This is a genomic window from Cellulomonas palmilytica (genome assembly GCF_021590045.1).
GTDB lineage: Bacteria > Actinomycetota > Actinomycetes > Actinomycetales > Cellulomonadaceae > Cellulomonas > Cellulomonas palmilytica.
Genome location: NZ_CP062221.1, coordinates 1,190,899 through 1,209,378 on the forward strand (window position 1 = coordinate 1,190,899; position 18,480 = coordinate 1,209,378).

General features: G+C 74.7%; 15 protein-coding genes and 1 pseudogene. 9 read left to right on the forward strand and 7 right to left on the reverse strand.

What is annotated here, in order from left to right:
- Window positions 1–319: 319 nt before the first annotated feature.
- From F1D97_RS05605 to F1D97_RS05615, 3 genes and pseudogenes are all read left to right on the forward strand, one after another.
- Window positions 320–802: a CarD family transcriptional regulator gene (locus F1D97_RS05605; RefSeq protein ID WP_048341557.1), complete on the forward strand. Its 483-nt coding sequence runs from the start codon at window positions 320–322 to the stop codon at window positions 800–802.
- Between the two features lie 64 nt (window positions 803–866).
- Window positions 867–1,673, forward strand: coding sequence for an IspD/TarI family cytidylyltransferase (locus F1D97_RS05610; RefSeq protein WP_236122888.1), 807 nt, complete (start codon window positions 867–869; stop codon window positions 1,671–1,673).
- Window positions 1,670–2,134: pseudogene (locus F1D97_RS05615) on the forward strand (2-C-methyl-D-erythritol 2,4-cyclodiphosphate synthase); the annotation flags it as partial. The gene F1D97_RS05610 and the pseudogene F1D97_RS05615, both read left to right, overlap by 4 nt.
- Here F1D97_RS05615 and F1D97_RS05620 read toward each other — a convergent pair.
- Window positions 2,074–3,120 carry an EamA family transporter gene (locus F1D97_RS05620; protein ID WP_449727694.1) on the reverse strand — a complete coding sequence of 349 codons (1,047 nt, stop codon included), beginning with the start codon at window positions 3,118–3,120 and terminating at the stop codon, window positions 2,074–2,076. The pseudogene F1D97_RS05615 and the gene F1D97_RS05620 sit on opposite strands and share 61 nt — an antisense overlap.
- A gap of 72 nt (window positions 3,121–3,192) precedes the next feature.
- Here F1D97_RS05620 and F1D97_RS05625 point away from each other — a divergent pair, with 72 nt between their 5' ends.
- The gene (locus F1D97_RS05625) at window positions 3,193–4,119 is read left to right on the forward strand and encodes a LysR family transcriptional regulator (RefSeq protein ID WP_236122898.1); all 927 of its coding nucleotides are present in this window, start codon (window positions 3,193–3,195) and stop codon (window positions 4,117–4,119) included.
- Between the two features lie 21 nt (window positions 4,120–4,140).
- On the opposite strand, the gene F1D97_RS05630 is transcribed toward F1D97_RS05625, so the two are convergent.
- Window positions 4,141–5,100 (reverse strand): NADP-dependent oxidoreductase, encoded by a 960-nt coding sequence (locus F1D97_RS05630; protein WP_236122899.1) that lies wholly within the window; start codon window positions 5,098–5,100, stop codon window positions 4,141–4,143.
- Window positions 5,101–5,194: 94 nt separating this feature from the next.
- Complete coding sequence (locus F1D97_RS05635) at window positions 5,195–6,520, reverse strand: D-arabinono-1,4-lactone oxidase (protein ID WP_236122900.1); 1,326 nt, start codon at window positions 6,518–6,520, stop codon at window positions 5,195–5,197.
- Between the two features lie 130 nt (window positions 6,521–6,650).
- Between F1D97_RS05635 and F1D97_RS05640 the strand changes: the two genes are divergently transcribed.
- Genes F1D97_RS05640 through rlmB form a run of 5 tightly spaced genes read left to right on the forward strand, consistent with a single transcriptional unit; the run spans window position 6,651 to window position 12,197 of the window.
- Window positions 6,651–7,268, forward strand: coding sequence for a TetR/AcrR family transcriptional regulator (locus F1D97_RS05640; RefSeq protein WP_236122901.1), 618 nt, complete (start codon window positions 6,651–6,653; stop codon window positions 7,266–7,268).
- Entirely contained in the window at window positions 7,265–8,575 is a 1,311-nt protein-coding gene (locus F1D97_RS05645) for an MFS transporter (RefSeq protein ID WP_236122902.1), read from the forward strand. Before F1D97_RS05640 ends, F1D97_RS05645 begins: the two co-directional genes overlap by 4 nt.
- Window positions 8,562–9,740 carry an alanine racemase gene (locus tag F1D97_RS05650; protein ID WP_236122903.1) on the forward strand — a complete coding sequence of 393 codons (1,179 nt, stop codon included), beginning with the start codon at window positions 8,562–8,564 and terminating at the stop codon, window positions 9,738–9,740. Before F1D97_RS05645 ends, F1D97_RS05650 begins: the two co-directional genes overlap by 14 nt.
- A 28-nt stretch (window positions 9,741–9,768) precedes the next feature.
- A complete protein-coding gene (cysS, locus tag F1D97_RS05655; RefSeq protein ID WP_236122904.1) occupies window positions 9,769–11,202 on the forward strand; it encodes a cysteine--tRNA ligase in 1,434 nt (477 codons plus the stop codon).
- Window positions 11,202–12,197 (forward strand): 23S rRNA (guanosine(2251)-2'-O)-methyltransferase RlmB, encoded by a 996-nt coding sequence (gene rlmB / locus F1D97_RS05660; protein WP_236122905.1) that lies wholly within the window; start codon window positions 11,202–11,204, stop codon window positions 12,195–12,197. The genes cysS and rlmB overlap by 1 nt, the downstream gene beginning before the upstream one ends.
- 19 nt (window positions 12,198–12,216) lie before the next feature.
- Here rlmB and F1D97_RS05665 read toward each other — a convergent pair whose 3' ends face one another.
- From F1D97_RS05665 to F1D97_RS05680, 4 genes are all read right to left on the reverse strand, one after another.
- Window positions 12,217–13,506, reverse strand: a complete 1,290-nt coding sequence (locus F1D97_RS05665; RefSeq protein ID WP_236122906.1) for a DUF4032 domain-containing protein — start codon at window positions 13,504–13,506, stop codon at window positions 12,217–12,219.
- A 198-nt stretch (window positions 13,507–13,704) separates the two neighbouring features.
- Entirely contained in the window at window positions 13,705–14,832 is a 1,128-nt protein-coding gene (locus tag F1D97_RS05670; protein WP_236122907.1) for an ABC transporter ATP-binding protein, read from the reverse strand.
- Between the two features lie 167 nt (window positions 14,833–14,999).
- Window positions 15,000–16,538: an outer membrane protein assembly factor BamB family protein gene (locus F1D97_RS05675; RefSeq protein WP_236122908.1), complete on the reverse strand. Its 1,539-nt coding sequence runs from the start codon at window positions 16,536–16,538 to the stop codon at window positions 15,000–15,002.
- Between the two features lie 162 nt (window positions 16,539–16,700).
- Window positions 16,701–18,200 carry an outer membrane protein assembly factor BamB family protein gene (locus F1D97_RS05680; RefSeq protein WP_236122909.1) on the reverse strand — a complete coding sequence of 500 codons (1,500 nt, stop codon included), beginning with the start codon at window positions 18,198–18,200 and terminating at the stop codon, window positions 16,701–16,703.
- Between the last annotated feature and the right edge of the window lie 280 nt (window positions 18,201–18,480).

Sequence of the window (18,480 nt, forward strand, 5' to 3'; positions counted from 1 at the left end):
GCCCCGGACGGGACCTTCGGCCCTCGCGCGGGCGTGAGTCCGGCCACACGATCGGGGGCGGAGGTCTCGTCGGCCGGGTGCCTGGGCCCTTCGGTACGGGGGAAGGCGGCCGGGCCCGACGGAGGACGGTCCCGGCCGCGCCGACCTGGGCGGTCGTCCGGCATCGCGCGCGGGCCCACGCGCACGTCCCTGCGCGATCTGACAGTCCTCTGACCTGCGACGACGTGCGTCCGGGTGATGGTCCGGCGGCCGTCGGGGCCGCAAGGGGCGGAAATATACCGTGCTAGGATGGGCCGCCTGCGAAAGGGGACACCTGCAGATGACTTTCACGGTTGGGGAGACTGTCGTCTACCCGCACCACGGTGCAGCGTTGATCGAAGAGATCAAGACCCGGACCATCCGCGGCGAGGACAAGATCTACCTCAAGCTCAAGGTCGCCCAGGGCGACCTGACCATCGAGGTCCCTGCCGAGAACGTCGATCTCGTGGGTGTTCGCGACGTCGTCGGCCAGGAGGGCCTGGACCGCGTGTTCGAGGTCCTGCGCGCTCCGTACACGGAGGAGCCGACCAACTGGTCGCGCCGGTACAAGGCGAACCTCGAGAAGCTCGCGTCGGGTGACGTCATCCGCGTCGCGGAGGTCGTCCGCGACCTGTCGCGTCGTGACGCCGACCGCGGTCTGTCCGCGGGCGAGAAGCGCATGCTGGCCAAGGCCCGCCAGATCCTCGTCTCGGAGCTCGCGCTCGCGGAGCACACCGAGGAGGAGAAGGCCGAGGCCATCCTCGACGAGGTCCTCGCCTCCTGACGCCGTCGGGCGTCCAGGGCGGCGTTCTCACGCGCGGGTGCGCGCGGATCTGCTCGGCGGGCGCGTGAGCGTCGCCGCCGTCCTCACCGCTGCCGGCAGCGGCTCGCGGCTCGGTCACGTGCTGCCCAAGGCGCTCGTGCCGGTGCGCGGCGAGCCGCTCGTCGTGCACGCCGCGCGTCGGCTGCTCGACGCCCGCGACGGGCGCGGTGCTCTCGTCGACGCGCTCGTCGTGACCGCGCCCGCGGACCACCTCGACGCGTTCGTCGCGGCGCTCGCGCCGCTCGACGCCGGTCCCGGGTCAGGGCGCGTGCGTGTCGTCGTCGGTGGTGCCACGCGGCAGGCGTCGGTCGCCGCCGGGCTCGCGGCGCTGGGCGCCGGGGACGCCTCGTCCGACGACACCTCGTCCGACGACACCTCGTCCGCCGACACCTCGTCCGACGACACCTCGTCCGACGACACCGTGGTGCTGGTGCACGACGCCGCGCGGCCGTTCGTGCCGCCCGAGCTCGTCGCGCGTGTCGTCGCGGCCGTCGAGGCGGGCCACGACGCGGTGGTGCCGGGGCTGCCGGTGACGGACACGGTCAAGCGCGTGGGCCCGGAGACGACGGGCGCGGCGCCCGTGGTCGGCACGGTCGAGCGCGCCGAGCTGCGCGCGGTCCAGACACCGCAGGGGTTCCGCCTCGGGCTGCTGCGCCGCGCGCACGACGAGGCCGCGCGCCACGCGCACGACGAGTCGCTCGCCGCGACCGACGACGCCGGGCTCGTCGAGCGCCTGGGGGCGACGGTCGTCGTCGTGCCGGGCGACGAGCGGGCCGCCAAGATCACCACCGCACGCGACCTGCGGGTCGCCGAGCTGCTGGGGGACGCATGACGACAGGGTCCGGGAGACGGTCCGGCGGGTCCGGCTCGGGTGCGGTCCCGCTGCCCCGCACGGGCATCGGCGTGGACGTGCACGCGTACGAGGAGGACCCCGCGCCGGACGCGGTGCTGCACCTCGCGGGGCTCGAGTGGCCGGGGGAGCGTCCGCTCGCGGGTCACTCCGACGCGGACGTCGCCGCGCACGCCGCGGCCGACGCGCTGTTCTCCGCGGCCGCGCAGGGGGATTTGGGCTCGAACTTCGGCACGGCCGACCCGCGGTGGGCCGGCGCGTCGGGCGTCTCGCTGCTCGCCGAGGCGTCGCGGCGCGTGCGCGCGGCGGGCTACCTGATCGGCAACGTGTCCGTGCAGGTCATCGGTAACCGGCCGAAGCTCGGGCCGCGTCGCGCGGAGGCTCAGGCGGTCCTGTCGATGGCGGTCGGCGCGCCGGTCACGGTGTCCGCGACGACGACCGACGGGCTCGGGCTCACCGGTCGGGGGGAGGGGGTCGCGGCGATCGCGACGGCGCTCGTCGTGCCCGCGCCGGAGGCCTGAGGGGTCGCGTCCGCGGGGGCCGGGCGCCGTCTCGTCGTGCTGCCCAGCAGGACTCCCGTGACGACGAGCGCGCCCCACGCGAGCTCGGCGGGCTCGGTGGCCTCACGCAGCAGGAGCCACGACGAGCCGATGCCGACGACGGGCACGAGCATCGAGAACGGGGCGACGACCCCGGCGGGGTGGCGCGACATGAGCGCGGTCCACAGCCCCGACCCGCCGACCGTGGCGACGAGCGACGTGAACGCGAGCCCGCCGAGCGCGGCGAGGCCCGTGGGCGTGGTCAGCCCGCCGAACGACGCGGCGATCCGGTCGGGGCCCTCGACCGTGAGCGACAGCGTCAGCATCGGCAGCGGCGGGACCACGGACATCCACAGCATGAGCCGGAACGACTCACGGGGTGCCGCGCGGGTCGCGAGCCGGTTGCCGAGGTTGCCGACGGCCCAGCCGAGGCCGCCGCACAGCGTGAGCAGCACGGGGACGAGCGTGGCGCCGCCCTCGAGCCCGGCCCGGTGCAGCGCGATGCCGCTGAGCCCGACGACCGCGACGAGCACGCCCAGCGCCTGCCGCCCGGAGACGCGCTCGCGCAGGAACGCGGCGGCCAGCACGACCGTGAACGGCGCCGACGACTGCAGCACGAGCGACGCGAGCCCGGTGGGCATGCCGGCGTCCATCGCCGCGTACAGGAACACGAACTGCAGGACGCCGAACCCGGCGCCGTAGAGCAGCAGCCAGCGCACGGGGACGCGGGGGCGGGGGACGAGCAGCAGGGTCGGGACGGCGATGAGGGCGAAGCGCAGCGCGACCGCGAGGAACGGCGGGAACTGCTGGAGCGTGAGGTGGATGGCCGGGAAGTTCAGGCCCCACGTCACGGCGACGAGCATGGCGAGCAGGCGGTCGCGGGTGGGCATACGACGAGCCTGCGGGCACGTGATGATTCAGGACAAGCGAAAAGTCCTGAACGGACGATGTAGCGTCGCTGCATGGATGTGCGAGCCCTGCTGACGCTGCGCGCGGTGGGCACCCAGGGTGGCGTGACCGCCGCTGCGCGCGTCCTGCACCTGACGCCGTCCGCCGTGTCGCAGCAGGTCGCGCAGCTCGAGCGCAGCATGGGGGTCGCGCTCACCGAGCGCGTCGGGCGCGGGGTGCGGCTCACCGTCGCGGGGCGTGCGCTCGCCGACGCGGCGGTCGACGTCGCCGTCGCGCTCGAGCGCGCGGAGGCCGCCGTCGACCGGCTGCGCGCGCACCCGGTCGGGACCGTGCGCGTGAGCGCGTTCGCGAGCGGCGCGCAGCTGCTGCTGCCCGGGCTCCTCGCGCGCGTCGCCGCGCTGCCCGGCGTCGTCGTCGAGTGCTCCGAGGGCGACGTCGAGCAGGACGCGTTCGTCGCGCTCACCGACGAGATCGACGTGGTCCTCGCGCACCGCGGCGACGACGCCCCGGGCTGGGGCCCCGGCGTGGTGGCGCGGCACCTGCTGCGCGAGCCGCTCGACGTCGCGCTGGCGCCCACGCACCCGCTCGCGGGCCGGGCCGCGCTCGAGCCGCACGACCTCGCCGACGAGGACTGGGTCGCGGTGCGCGCGGGGTTCCCCGTCGCGCGCGTGCTCGACGCGGTCGGTGCCCGGGCGGGCGTCACGCCGCGCGTGCGGCACCGGATCAACGACTTCCACGTCGCGGCCGCGCTCGTCGGCGCCGGGCACGGTGTGTGCCTGCTGCCGCGCTACACGTTCGGCACCGACCCGCGCGTGCGGCTGGTCCCGCTGGCGGGGGTGCGCGCGGCGCGGCACATCGAGGCGCTGGCGCGTCCGGACCGGGCCGAGCGGCTCGTCGTCCAGCGCGTGCTGGCCGAGCTCGAGGCGCTCGCCGCGAGCCTCACGGCCCCCGCGGGTCCCACGGCCCCCGCAGCGCGCTGACCCGGGGCGGGTCCCGGTGCGTCAGGGGATGAGGACGAGCTTGCCGCGCGCGTGGCCCGCGCGGGAGTCGGCGTGCGCCTGCGCGACGTCCTCGAGCGCGTACGTGCGGGTGACGTGCACGTCCAGCGTGCCGTCCGTCGCGAGCTCGACGAGCTGGGCGCGCGCCGCCTCGCGGATCTCGGTGCCGGGGTCCGCGCCCGGCCCACCGCCGAGCAGCTGGATGCCGAGCTCGGGCGCGCGCGCGAAGCCCGCGATGGTCGCGATGCGCGTGCGGTCCTCGACGAGCTCGACCGACGTGTCCAGCGCCTCGTCGGACCCGACCGCGTCGATCGCGACCGTCACCGGACCGAGCTCGGCGGTCGCGGCGCGCACCCGGTCGACGAGCGAGCCCTCGTCGGTGGCGCCGTAGGTGACGGTGACGGCGCCGAGGGAGCGCAGGTCGTCGTGGCTCGCGGGGGACGCGGTCGCGACGACGCGCGCGCCGCGCAGCTCCGCGAGCTGCACGATCATGCGCCCCACCGACCCGGAGCCACCGTGCACGAGCACCACGTCGCCGTGGCCCGTGCGCGTCGCGGTGAGCGCGTGCACCGCCGTGGTGCCCGCGACGAGCAGCGCGGCGGCGGGCGCCCAGTCGAGCGCGCGCGGCTTGCGGACGGTCGCGAGCTCGGGGACGACGAGCCGGCGCGCGTACCCGCCGCGCACGGGCCAGGCGATGACCTCGTCGCCGACCGCGAGCCAGCGCACGTTGGGTCCCACCGCGGCGACGACGCCCGCGACCTCCGCGCCGAGCCGCAGGGGCAGGCGGTCCGGGTCCGCGCCCATGCGCCCGGAGTAGACCTTCCAGTCGATCGGGTTGACCGCCGCGGCGCGCACGTCGAGCAGGACCTCACCGGGTCCGGGCTCGCCGGCGTCGACGTCGATCAGGCGGAGGGACTCGGGGCCGCCGTAGGAGAACGCGGCGACGGCAGTGGTCGTGTGCACGGAGGCAGCGTGCCCCACCCGGCGGGGCGGTACCAGAGACAGGATCGCCCGAAACGGGTCAGAATCCTCTTACCACCCGTCCGGGTGACACGCGTCAGGAGCGTGGACCGAAGACGCGCGTGAGGTAGTCGTTGTCGAACACGCCCGTCGGGTCCGCGGCCGCGCGCACGCGCTGCGCGTCGGCGAACCGCGGGTACAGCTCACCGAGGCGGTGCGCGTCGAGCCAGTGGAGCTTGCCCCAGTGCGGGCGGCCCTCGTGGTCGGCCATGATCCGCTCGACCGCCGAGAAGTAGCGCTGGTACGGCAGGCGCCAGTACTGGTGCACGGCCACGTACGCGGACTCGCGCCCGTGCGCCGTCGAGAGCCACACGTCGTCGGCCGCGGCGAACCGCACCTCGCCCGGGAACGGCAGGTGCTCGCCCGACGACTCGACCCAGCGGTCGATCTCTGCCAGCACGTCCCGCAGCGCGGCGCGCGGCACGGCGTACTCCATCTCGCGGAACCGCACGCGGCGCGGCGAGGCGAACACCTGCGGCGACGGCGCGACGTAGCGGCGCGCCGAGAGCGTGCGCGCGGCGATCTGGTTGATGCGGCGCGTCGCGCCCGGCACCGCGGTGGCGATGCGGTTGGTCACCTCGAACACGGAGTTCGACAGCAGCTCGTCGTCGACCCACCGGCGCACGGGGTGCAGCCCGGGGCCGTCCTCGACGCGGTTGTTGCGCTTGGTCAGCGCGCGACGCGTGTGCGGGAACCAGTAGAACTCGTAGTGGTCGTTGCCCTCCACCAGCCCGTCCGGGCCGTCGAGCTGCTCGAGCACGTCGTCGAGCGGCCAGGGCTCCTCGACGGCCTCCAGCAGGAACGCCGGGACCACCTCGAGCGTGACCGCCGCGAGCACGCCGACCGAGCCGAGCCCGAGCCGGGCGAGCTCGAACAGCTCGGGGTGCTGCGTGGGGGAAGTCTCGACGACGTCGCCCGTGGCGGTCACGAGCCGGACGCCGACCACCTGCGTGGCGAGCCCGCCGAGCCGCACGCCGGTGCCGTGGGTGCCCGTGGAGATCGCGCCCGCGATCGACTGCTGGTCGATGTCGCCGAGGTTGCGCATCGCGAGGCCGAGCGCGCCGAGCGCGCCGTTGAGCGCCGCGAGCCGGATCCCGGCTCCCACGGTCACGAGCGACGTGCCGTCGGCGCGTCGCTCGACGCGCTCCACCTGGTCGATCGCGTCGAGGTCGAGCAGCACGCCGTCGGTCACGGCGGCGGGCGTGAAGGAGTGGCCCGCGCCGACCGCCCGGACGTGAAGTCCCTGGTCAGCGGCGCGCGCGACCGCACGCACCAGCTCGTCGACGTCCCGCGGACGCTCGAGGCGCCGTGGCGTGGACGAGGCGGTGCGCGCCCAGTTGACCCAGCGCGTCGTCGACTCCATCACTGCGACTGTGGACTGAACACTTGTCCAAGTCAAGCGCGACGGTCATGCTTGGCTATCGTTGTCGCACGGTGACACACCGGTCGCGGGCGGGGGCCCGGGCCCTGGCCGGTGCAGTGGAGGGGACCGCATGAACCGCATGCCGGTGGCCGAGCGGCGCGAGCAGCTCATCGAGGCCGCGATGACGGTCGCGAGCAGGGACGGGATCGAGGCAGCGACCGTTCGGGCGGTCGCCGCGGAGGCCGGCGTCTCGCTCGGGGTCGTGCACTACTGCTTCCAGGACAAGTCGGAGCTCATGCGTGCGATGGCGCACGCCATCACCGCGCAGAACACGCAGGCCGACCTGTCCGACGTGCCCGAGGGCGCACCCACCGAGGCGGTGATCGAGGCCGTCGTCACGGCGCTCTGGACGCAGATCTCCGCCGCGCGCGGGCCGCAGCTGCTCTCCTACGAGCTGACGACGTCGTCGCTGCGGCACGCCGAGCTGCGCGAGGTCGCGATCGAGCAGTACCGCGGGCAGTGGTCGGCCGCCGAGGCCGTGCTCGAGGAGATCGCCCGCATCTCGCGCGTCCAGTGGGTCGCGCCCGTCCCGCGGCTCGCGCGCGCGACCGTCGCGATGGTCGACGGGCTGTCGCTCGCGTGGCTCGTCGACGGCGACGAGGAGATCGCGCGGCAGACCATCGAGGGGTTCGGGAAGTTCCTCGCGACGCAGACCGAGCCGCTCGAGCCGGCGGGCGTCGAGGAGTGACGGGCGCGCTCACGCGTTCCCGCGTCGCCGGGTCCGTCGCGTTCGGCGCCCAGGGGTTCGTGCTCGTCACGATCCTCGCGAGCCTGCCCGACGTGAAGGACCGCTACGGCATCGGCGACGACAAGATCACCGCCGCGGTGCTGGGCGTGCTCGTCGCCGCCGCGATCGGCACCGGCGTCGCCGACTACCTGAGCCGACGCTCCGGCAGCCGCGTCGCGCTCGCGACCGGGCTCGCGGGCATCGGGGTGACCGTCGCGCTCGTCGCGCTCGCCCCCACCTACGCGCTCGCCGTGCCCGCGTTCGCGCTGTACGGCCTCGCGCTCGGGATGGTCGACGCGGGCACCAACATGCAGGCCGTCGCGATCCAGCGCGCCTACGGGCGCCCCCTCATCTCGAGCTTCTACGCGTCCTGGTCCGTCGGCGCGATCATCGCGACGCTCGTGTGCTCCGCGACCGTCGGACGCTGGTCCGTCGACCCCGTCATGCTCGTGTTCCTGCCCGGCCTGCCCGTGGGGCTCGTCGCGGCCGCGCTCGTGCGCCGCGACGGCCTGCGCGTGCACGACGCGGTCGACCCCGCCGACACCGACCACGTGCGGATCGTCGGGACGACGCCCGTGCCGTGGCGTGCGATCTCCCTGCTCGGCGTCGCGCTCGTCGCGTTCTACGTCGCCGACAACGCCGCGCAGACCTGGGGCAGCCTCTACGTGCGCGACACGCTCGGCGCCGCCGACTGGCTCGGCCCGCTCGCGCTCGGCGCCTACCTCGCGACGACCCTCGGGTCGCGGCTGTTCGGCGACGGCGCCGTGCACCGGTGGGGGCGCGTGCTCGTCGTCCGCGTCGCCGGCTCCGTCGCGGCGGTCGGGATCCTGCTCGTCGTCGTCGCACCCGGGGCGCCCGTCGCGATCGTCGGGTTCGCCGTGACCGGCGCGGGGCTCGGGCTCGTCGCGCCGCTCGCGTTCGCCGCGGCCGGCGAGCTCGCGCCCGACCACGCCGACGCGGTCGTCGCGCGGCTCAACGTCTTCAACTACGTCGGCACGCTGCTCGGCGCGGTGCTCGTCGGCGCGATCGGCTCGACCTCCACGTTCCGCTACGCGTTCCTGGTGCCGCTGGGCGTCGTGCTCCTCATCGTCGCGCTGTCCGGCCGGTTCGACTCGCCCGAGCACGAGGCCGCACGCCGGGCCGCCGCGCGCACGCTCCCGCCGCACCCGCAGCAGGACCCGCACCCGCAGCAGGGCCCGCATCCCCGGCCGAATCCGCACGACGCCGGCACCCCGACCAGCGGAGGGACGTCGCATGACGCTCGGTGAACGGCTCGACGCCGCCACGGGTCACCTGCCCGCGCCGCTCGCGGTCGTCGACCTCGACGCGCTCGAGGCCAACGCGACCGACCTGGTGACCCGCGCGGCGGGGACGCCCGTGCGTGTCGCGTCGAAGTCGGTGCGCGTGCGCGCCGTGCTCGACGCGGTGCTCGCGCGCCCCGGGTTCGCGGGCGTCATGGCGTACTCCGTGCGCGAGGCCGTGTGGCTCGCGCAGCAGGGGGTGACCGACGTGCTCGTCGGGTACCCGAGCATCGACACCGCGGGTCTCGACGAGCTCGCGGCCGACCCGGTCGCCGCCGCGGCCGTCACGCTGATGGTCGACGACGTCGTGCAGGCCGACCTGGCCGCGAAGGCCGCGGCCGCGCACGGCTCCGCGCTGGCCGTCTGCCTCGACGTCGACGCGTCGCTGCGCGTCGGGATCGGTCCGCTGCGAGCGCACCTCGGCGTGCGCCGCTCGCCCGTGCACACGCCCGACGAGGCCGCGGCGCTCGCGCACGCCGTCGTGCAGCGCGACGGGCTGACCGTGCGCGGCGTCATGTTCTACGAGGCGCAGGTCGCGGGCATGCCCGACTCGAGCGCTGCGGTCCGCGCGGTCAAGCGCCTGTCGGTGCGGGATCTCGCCCGGCGGCGCGGGCTCGTCGTCGATGCGGTCTCGCAGGTCACGGGCGAGCGGCTGACGCTCGTGAACTCGGGCGGGTCGGGCTCGGTCGAGACGTCGGTGTCCGACCCGACCGTCACCGAGGTCACCGCGGGCTCGGGGCTGTTCGTGCCCACGCTGTTCGACCACTACCGGTCGTTCGAGCCGCGACCCGCGGCGTTCTTCGGGCTCGACGTGGTGCGCGTGCCCGCGCCGGGGTTCGCGACGACGTTCGGCGGCGGGTACATCGCGTCCGGCCCGCCGACCGCGTCGCGCCAGCCGCGACCGGTGTGGCCCGCCGGCCTGGCGCTCACGCCGCGCGAGGGTGCGGGCGAGGTGCAGACCCCGCTGCGGGTGCCCGCGCGCGCGGACCTGCGCATCGGGGACCGCGTCTGGTTCCGGCACGCGAAGTCCGGCGAGGTCATGGAGCGGTTCGCCCACGTGCACCTCGTGCGCGGCGAGGCCGTCGAGCGCACCGTGCCCACCTACCGCGGCGAGGGCCGATCGTTCGGCTGACGAGCGGGCCGCCGGTAGCCTTGCCGACGTGAGCCTTCGCCTGTACGACACCGCCACCCGCACGGTGCGCGACTTCGTCCCCCGGGTCACGGGCGAGGTCGGCATCTACCTGTGCGGGGCGACCGTGCAGGCACCCCCGCACGTCGGGCACGTCCGCTCGGGCGTCGCGTTCGACGTGCTCGTGCGCTGGCTGCGCCGGCAGGGCTCGCGCGTGACCCTCGTGCGCAACGTGACGGACGTCGACGACAAGATCCTCGCGAAGTCCGCCGACGCGGGCGTCGAGTGGTGGGCGTGGGCCATGACGAACGAGCGCGCGTTCACCGCCGCGTACGACGCGCTCGGCGTGCTGCCCCCCACGTACGAGCCGCGCGCGACCGGGCACGTGCCCGCGATGGTCGAGCTCATGAGCACGCTCGTCGAGAAGGGTCACGCCTACCAGGCCGCGCCGGGCGACGTGTACTTCGACGTGCGCTCGTTCCCCGAGTACGGCGCGCTCACCAAGCAGCCCGTCGACGACATGGTGCCCGCCCCCGACGACGCCCCCACGGGCGGCGCGAAGCGCGACCCGCACGACTTCGCGCTGTGGAAGGCCCCCAAGCCGGGCGAGCCCGAGACCGCGTCGTGGGACACGCCGTTCGGCCGCGGTCGGCCGGGCTGGCACCTCGAGTGCTCCGCGATGGCCGCGCGCTACCTCGGCCCCGAGTTCGACATCCACGGCGGCGGTCTCGACCTGCGCTTCCCGCACCACGAGAACGAGCTCGCGCAGTCGCGCGCCGCCGGGCAGGGGTTCGCGCGGTACTGGCTGCACAACGGCTGGGTCACGCAGGGCGGCGCCAAGATGAGCAAGTCGCTCGGCAACGGCCTGCTCGTGTCCGTGGTGCTGCAGACCGTGCGGCCCGTCGTGCTGCGCTGGGCGCTCACCGCCGTCCAGTACCGCTCGATGCTCGAGTGGACCGACGACACGCTGCGCGAGGCCGAGGCCACGTGGGACCGCGTCGCCGGGTTCGTCGAGCGCGCCGCCGAGCGCACGGGCACCGCGACGGACGACGAGGTCGCCGCCGCGCCGCTGCCGGAGGAGTTCGTCGCCGCGATGGACGACGACCTCAACGTGCCCGCCGCGCTCGCCGTCGTGCACGAGACCGTGCGCACCGGCAACACCGCGCTCGCCGCGGGCGACACGCTCGCCACGCGCGACGCCATGGTCACCGTGCGCTCCATGCTCGACGTCCTGGGCCTCGACCCCGGCTCGCCGCAGTGGCGCTCGCACGGCGCCGACGAGCGGTACGCGCGCGCGCTCGACGAGCTCGTCGAGGCGCAGCTCGAGGCGCGCGCCGCGGCGCGTGCCGCACGCGACTTCGCCACCGCCGACGCGATCCGGGACCGGCTCACCGCCGCCGGCGTCGTCGTCGAGGACTCACCCGCGGGCGCCCGGTGGACGCTCGCACCCCGATCGGAGGACTGATGGCCGGCAACTCCTCGCGTCGCGGCGCGACGCGCAAGGGCGGCAAGAAGGGCTCGACCGTCGGGACCGGCGGTCACAGCCGCAAGGCGCTCGAGGGCAAGGGGCCCACCCCGAAGGCCGAGGACCGCGTCTACCACGTGGCCCACAAGCGCAAGGTCGCCGCCGAGCGCGTCGCGGGCGGGCGCGGCACGTCCGGGCGCCCCGCGGCCTCCGCGTCGCGGTCCGCCGCGGGCGGCAAGGGCGGGCGCAAGTCGTCGACGCACGAGATCGTCTCCGGGCGGAACTCGGTGCTCGAGGCGCTGCGCACCGGCGTGCCTGTCACCACCGTGTACCTCGCGGCGCGGCTCGAGTCCGACGACCGCACGCGCGAGATCATCTCGATCGTCGCCGACGCCGGCTACCCGCTGCTCGAGGCGTCGCGGCTCGAGCTCGACCGCCTCACCGACGGCGCCGTGCACCAGGGCGTCGCGATCCAGGTGCCGCCGTACCCGTACCGGGACGACGAGGACCTGCTCGACATCGCGGCGTCGAAGGGCGCCCCGGTGCTCGCGGTCGCGCTCGACGGTGTCACCGACCCCCGCAACCTCGGCGCCGTGCTGCGGTCGGCGGGCGCGTTCGGCGCGCACGGCGTGATCGTGCCCGAGCGTCGGGCCGCGGGCGTCACGGCGTCCGCGTGGAAGGTGTCCGCCGGTGCGGCGGCGCGCGTGCCCGTCGCGCGCGTCACCAACCTCGCGCGGACCCTGCAGGAGTGGAAGAAGTCCGGCGTGTTCGTCGTCGGGCTCGACGGCGGCGGGGACGTGGCCGTCGCCGACCTGCCGTACGCGGGCGACCCGCTCGTGCTCGTCGTCGGCTCCGAGGGCAAGGGGCTGTCCCGGCTGGTGCGCGAGCAGTGCGACGCGATCGCGTCGATCCCGATCACCTCGGACGTCGAGTCGCTGAACGCCGGCGTCGCCGCGGGCATCGCGCTGTACGAGGTCGCACGCCAGCGCGCCTGACCGCGTTCGCACCGGCGCGTCAGCCGATCAGCGTGTCCCCGTCGACCGTCGGGATCGACTCCGTCTGGTCCCGCAGGTCGCCCGGCTGCACACCCAGGATCGACTGCTCGTCGGGCCTGTTCGGCAGGATGTTCTTCACGTAGCTGCGCGCGACCTCCTGCAGCGGCACGTCACGGTGCTGCTGCTGCGACAGGAACCAGCGGTGGTCGAGCAGCTCGTGGAACACCTGCGCGGGCTCGAGCTTGCCGCGCATCTCCTTGGGCACCATGCGCACCGCGGGCTCGAAGATCTCCGTCAACCAGTCGTGCGCGACGAACGCCTCGTCCTCCATCTGACGGTCCGTGGCGGCGCGGTACTCGTCGAGGTCGTTCAGCAGGCGGCGCGCTTGGTTCTCCTGCACGTCCAGACCCGTGAGGCGCATGAGCCGACGCGAGTAGTGGCCCGACTCCACGACCTTCGGCTGGATGCGCACCGTCGTGCCGTCCACGTCCGTCGTGATGTCCAGCTCGCCCACGTCGAAGCCCAGGTCGTTGAGCCGGTCGATGCGCGCCTGCACGCGCCACCGCTCGCCGTAGCTGAACGACTCGACCTCGGTCAGCGCACGCCACAGGTCGGTGTACCGCACCGCGAGCGCGTCGCCGATCGCGACCGCGTCCACGTCCTCGTCGAGGAACTCGCCCGCCTGCAGGTCCATGAGCTCGCCGATGATGTTCACGCGCGCGACCTCCAGGTCGTACGCGCGCTGGCCGTCCGTGAGGCGCTCGTGCAGGTCGCCCGTCTCCGCGTCCACGAGGTACGCCGCGAACGTCTCCGCGTCCCGCCGGAACAGCGTGTTCGACAGCGACACGTCGCCCCAGTAGAAGCCCGCGAGGTGCAGGCGGACGAGCAGCACCGCGAGCGCGTCGATCAGCCGCGTCGCGGTGTCCGGGCGCAGCGACTGGCTGAACAGCGAGCGGTACGGCAGCGAGAACTGCAGGTGCTGCGTGATGAGCACCGCCTCGAGCGGCTCGCCCTCGGGCGACCGCCGGCCCGTGATGACGCCGACCGGCTCGACCGACGGCACGTCCAGGCGGCGCAGCTGACGCAGCAGCTCGTACTCCCGGTACGCGACGGTCTCACCGATCTCCTTGATCGCGATGACCCGGCCCGACAGGCGCGCGAACCGCACGATGTGCCGCGAGATGCCGCGCGGCAGCGCCGCGAGCGTCTCCGCGGGCCACTCCTCGAGCGGGATGTGCCACGGCAGGTCGAGCAGCGCCGGGTCCGGGTTGGCCGCCGTGATCTGCAGGCGCTGCGGCGTGGTGCTCATGGGCTCCATCCTGCCAGCGGGCTCCGACGGCGCGGTCGTCGGAACCCCACAACAGACGAGGGGACGGCGTGAAGATCCCCGTCGGTCCCCGCGCGGAACGGACGGGTCGCCCGGAGTCGGACTCGCGGACGCCGCGGACGCAGCAGGGGCGGCCGGGCCCGAAGGCCACGACCGCCCCTGCCGAGGTGCGTGCGAAGGTCAGGCGCTGATGCGCTCGCCCGAGCCCGCGTGGAACAGGTGCTGCTCGCCCGGGCGGATGCGGATCGCGACCGTCTCACCCTTGGCCGGGACCTGACGCGGGTCGACGCGCACGATGACCTGCGCGTCGCCGGCGCCCGAGTGGACCGTGCTGGCCTGGCCGAACTCGTTGGTGAGCGAGCCGTACACGAACGCGTCCGAGCCGAGCTCCTCGACGATGTTCACGATGACCGGCACCGCGTCCGGCGTGCCGGCGGGCACGACGTCGACGGCCTCGGGGCGGAAGCCCAGCGTGATGTGGTTCTTGTCGTCCTCGGTGAGGCTGCCGATGACGTCACGCGTCAGCGGCACGCGCGAGCGGCCGAGCGACGCGTGGCCGTCGAGCACCGGGAACGTGCCGATGTTCATGGCCGGCGAGCCGATGAAGCCCGCGACGAAGACGTTGGCCGGCGTGTCGTACATCTCGCGCGGCGTGCCGACCTGCTGCAGGATGCCGTCCTTGAGGACCGCGATGCGGTCACCCATGGTGAGGGCCTCGGTCTGGTCGTGCGTGACGTAGACCGTCGTGACGCCGAGGCGGCGCTGCAGCGACGCGATCTGCGTACGCGTCTGCACGCGGAGCTTCGCGTCGAGGTTCGACAGCGGCTCGTCCATGAGGAACACCTGGGGCTGACGCACGATCGCGCGACCCATGGCGACACGCTGACGCTGACCACCCGAGAGGGCCTTCGGCTTGCGGTCCAGGTACTCGGTGAGGTCGAGGATCTGGGCGGCCTCCTCGACGCGCTGGCGGATCTCCGCCTTCGGCGTGCCGGCGATCTTGAGCGCGAAGCCCATGTTGTCGGCCACCGTCATGTGCGGGTACAGCGCGTAGTTCTGGAAGACCATCGCGATGTCGCGGTCCTTCGGCTGGACGTCCGTGACGTCGCGGTCGCCGATGAGGATGCGGCCGGCGTTGACGTCCTCCAGGCCCGCGAGCATGCGGAGCGACGTCGACTTGCCACAGCCGGAGGGGCCGACGAGGACGAGGAACTCGCCGTCCTCGATGTGGAGGTTGAGGGCGTCCACCGCGGGACGCTCGGTGCCCGGGTACACCCGGGTCGCGTGGTCGAACGTGACAGTAGCCATGGGTGCTACCAATCCCTTCACCGGCAGGTACGTGCCGGACGATCCGTCGTGGAGGGTGTTCAGTGTCTTCACTGACACGGCCGACGCGGGGGACCCGCACCGGCCTTCGCACATCCTGCCACACCCGGATGTGACCTCGGTCATCCGGAGGTCCCTGGTTCATCCGTTCAGGGGCGTGGTACGACGAGCGTCGGATCGGCGCCGTCCTGGTCGGTCGCGAGCAGCACGCCCTGCACCGCGACGACCTGCGGGAACGCGGCCGGCAACGTGCCCTCCCAGACGACCGAGCCGTCGTCCCGCGCGAACGCGCGCAGCAGTCCGCCGAACCCGGGCAGGGCCAGCAACCGCCGCCCGTCGGTCGCGAGCGACGTCACCTCGTCCCCCGCGGGAGCCGACCACCGTTCGTCGCCCGTGCGGGCGTCGAGCGCGAGGACCTTGGCCCGGTCGAGCACGTGGACGGTCCCGTCGAGCAGGATCGGCTCGGCCCCGGACGTCGGGTGCTCCCACAGCAGCGCGCCGGTCCGCACGTCGCGCGCCCGCAGCACGTCGTCGGGCATGCGGGTGAACGTCACCTCCGGGGCGCTGCCGTCGTCCACCGCGAGCACGGCCGGGAAGCCCTCCTCGCCCGACACCGGCGTGTACGCGACGGACCCGTCCTCGAACGTCTCCGACTCGTACGTGCCGGACACGAGCGCTCCGCCCCGGCCGAGCGCCACCCACTCGTCCTCGGCCTGGTCACCCTCGTTCACGACCGCTCCGTCGGCGGCGGCGAGCAGCCACCAGTGCCCCGGGACCCGCACCAGGACGTGCTCGCCCGACGTCTCGAGCAGCGCGCCGCCGACGTGGTGCTGGTCGTGCGGCACCGTCGTCCGCGCGGTCCACATCCAGCGGGTCAGGCCGTCGGCGGGCGAGCGTGCCTCGACCGACCACCTCGCCACACCCTCGCCGTCCGCCCCAGCGGCTTCGTCGTCCTCCGCGTCGGACACGGCGACGCGGACCTCGCTCGGCCCGAGCGTCAGCACCGACTCCCCGAGCACGGCCCAGTCCTCGGCCGTCAGCGGCTGCCGGTCGAGCACGGCGCCGTCGGCCGCGTCCAGCGCGACGAGCAGGTCCGGCACCCCGGAGCCGAGCGCCGTGACCGTCGGCCGCAGGGCGCACACCGCCACGTCCGTGCCCGCCGCGCGGCAGCGAAGGTCGTACGGGTCCGGGTCGTCCTCCGCGAGCGCGCGCAGGTCCGCCGGGACCGCGACGTCCTGCGTCCAGACCGTGGCACCCGTCGCGCGGTCCAGGGCCTCGACGCGCACGGTCGCCGCATCGCCCTCGCGCTGGACGAGCACGACGTCACCCACCTGCGCGAGCGCGTGCTGCGAGGGCACCTCGACGCCGTCGTGGAGGACCGGGAACGCGTCGAGCGGCGCGAGCACGCCCGGCACGTCGTCGAACCGGGCGACGTGCGCCTCGCGGCGGGCCTCCACGACGTCCTGCACGACGAACGCGCCGACGACCAGCACCACCGCGCCGCCCACGAGGAACCACCGACCGCGCGAGCGCCCCGCCCGGTCGGTCCCACCCGCGCCACGGGGCTTGCCGGGAACGAGCGGCGCGTCGGGGACCGCGAGGACGCCCGGCTCGTCGCGGGTCTCCGCCACGTCCTCGTCGTCCGGCCCGTCCCCCTCGTGCAGCTCGACGGGACGCATCCGCGTCATGCCGCCTCCCGTCTCCCCGTCGCTCCGGTGAACCGTCCACCGGCGGTCAGCCAACCACGCCGCCCCGTCGACCGTCGGCCGACGCGTCCGGCGTCACCCGACGGGGTGCCCGGCTGCACCGAGCGCCCCGAGCAGCGTCCGTCGAGCCGTCCGGTGTCGCCGTCAGGGGCGTGGTACGACGAGCCGCGGGTTCTCCAGGTTGCCCTCGGGTGCCATGAGCAGGCCCTGGAACGCCCACAAGCCGGTGGTCGCGCCCGCGACGCTGCTGTCCCAGACCACCTCGCCGCTGTCGAGGTCGAGCGCCCGTGCGTGGGCGGACGAGCCGAGGCACAGCACCCGACGCCCGTCCGTCGCGAGCCAGGACGCCTGGTCGCCGGCCCCAGCCGTCCAGATCTCGTCGCCCGTGCGTGCGTCCACCGCGGCGACCTCCCCGCTCCCGAGCAGGTACACGCGCCCGTCGAGCAGGAGCGGCTCGCTCAGCACACGACGGTCCCACAGCCGCGTCCCCGTGGTCGCGTCCCACGCTTCCAGGACGGTGACCGCGTCCTCGAACCGGAACGTGAACGCGACCTCCGGCGCCGAGCCGTCGTCGACCGTCGGGTCCAGCGGCATCCCGGCGTCGACACGCGCGCCCCCGACGAGCAGGTACGAGTCGTCCAACGTGCTCGACAGCGGGTCCGTGACCGAGAGCGCGCCCCCGCGCGCCAGGCTCACGAAGTCGTCGTCCTCCCGCTGCCCGTCCTGCACGAGCGCGCCCCGCCCGTCGAGCAGGTACCAGTGGTCCGACGCGGTGACCAGCACGCGGTCGCCGCTCACGGAGAGCCACGACCCGCCCGCGTGGTCCATCCCGTCCTCGTGCACGATCGGCTCGTCGGCGGTCCACGTCCACTCCACGGCACCGGGCGCCAGGCCCGGGCGCGACTCGACCGACCAGTGCTCCCGCCCCGGACGCGACTCGTCGCGGCCCGCGTCCGAGGTGAGGATCGACGTCCCGGACGTCGTCCACGCCTCGGCGTCGAAGCTGCGGCGGTCGAGGACCGTCCCGTCCGAGGCGTCCAGGACGACGAGCAGGTCGCTGACGCCGCCGCCGAACATCAGCGTGCCCGTCGTCACCACGCACGCGGCCGCCACGGTCCCGAGGGGCTTGCAGGTCACGGCGGCAGGCTCCGTGTCCGTGCGCACCAGCTCGAGCAGGTCGGGCGGGAGGTCGATGTCGCGGCGCCACGCCACGTCGCCGGTCGCGCGGTCGATCGCCTCGACCCGCACCGACGCGTCGGTGCCGGGGACCTCGCGCGACACGACCGCCACCGCGCCGACCTGCACCGGGTCGTACACCCAGCGGAACGTCACGCCCTCGCGCACGACCGGCGGGGAGTCGAGCGGCACCAGCACCCCCGGCACGTCGTCGAACCTCCTGTCGTGCGCGTCGCGTCGCGCGTCCAGCACCTGCTGGCCGATCACGGCACCGACGACGAGCACCGCGGCACCACCGACGACGAACCAGCGCCCCAGGCGTCGTCGGGCCGGCCCTGCGGCCTCGACCCCCGTCGGGTCGCCGGCCGCGACGTCCTCCGGCGCGAGGTCGTCGCTCAGGTCGACGAGGGTCGTCCGCGCCCCGCGCCCGCCCTTCGCGCCCCCACGCCACCTGCTCGCTCGTCGCACGCCGACGGTCGTGGTCGTCCCGGTCGTGGTCGTCTCCGCGGGGGACGTTGCGGTCGTGGTCGTCCCCGCGGGGGACGATTCGGTCGTGGTCGTGCGTGGCGGGTTCGCCCCGGCCGACGCCCTTCCGGGAGCTGCTCCGGGAGTGATCGCTGCTGGAGCCGGCGTCCCCTGGGAGGTGCCGGGGTCGTCGTCCTCGAGCTCGACGGGCCGCATCGGGGCCACCCACGCCTCCTTCGTCCGAAGCCGCTGGCCCGGAGTCCGTGTCGGGCCCCATGCCCGA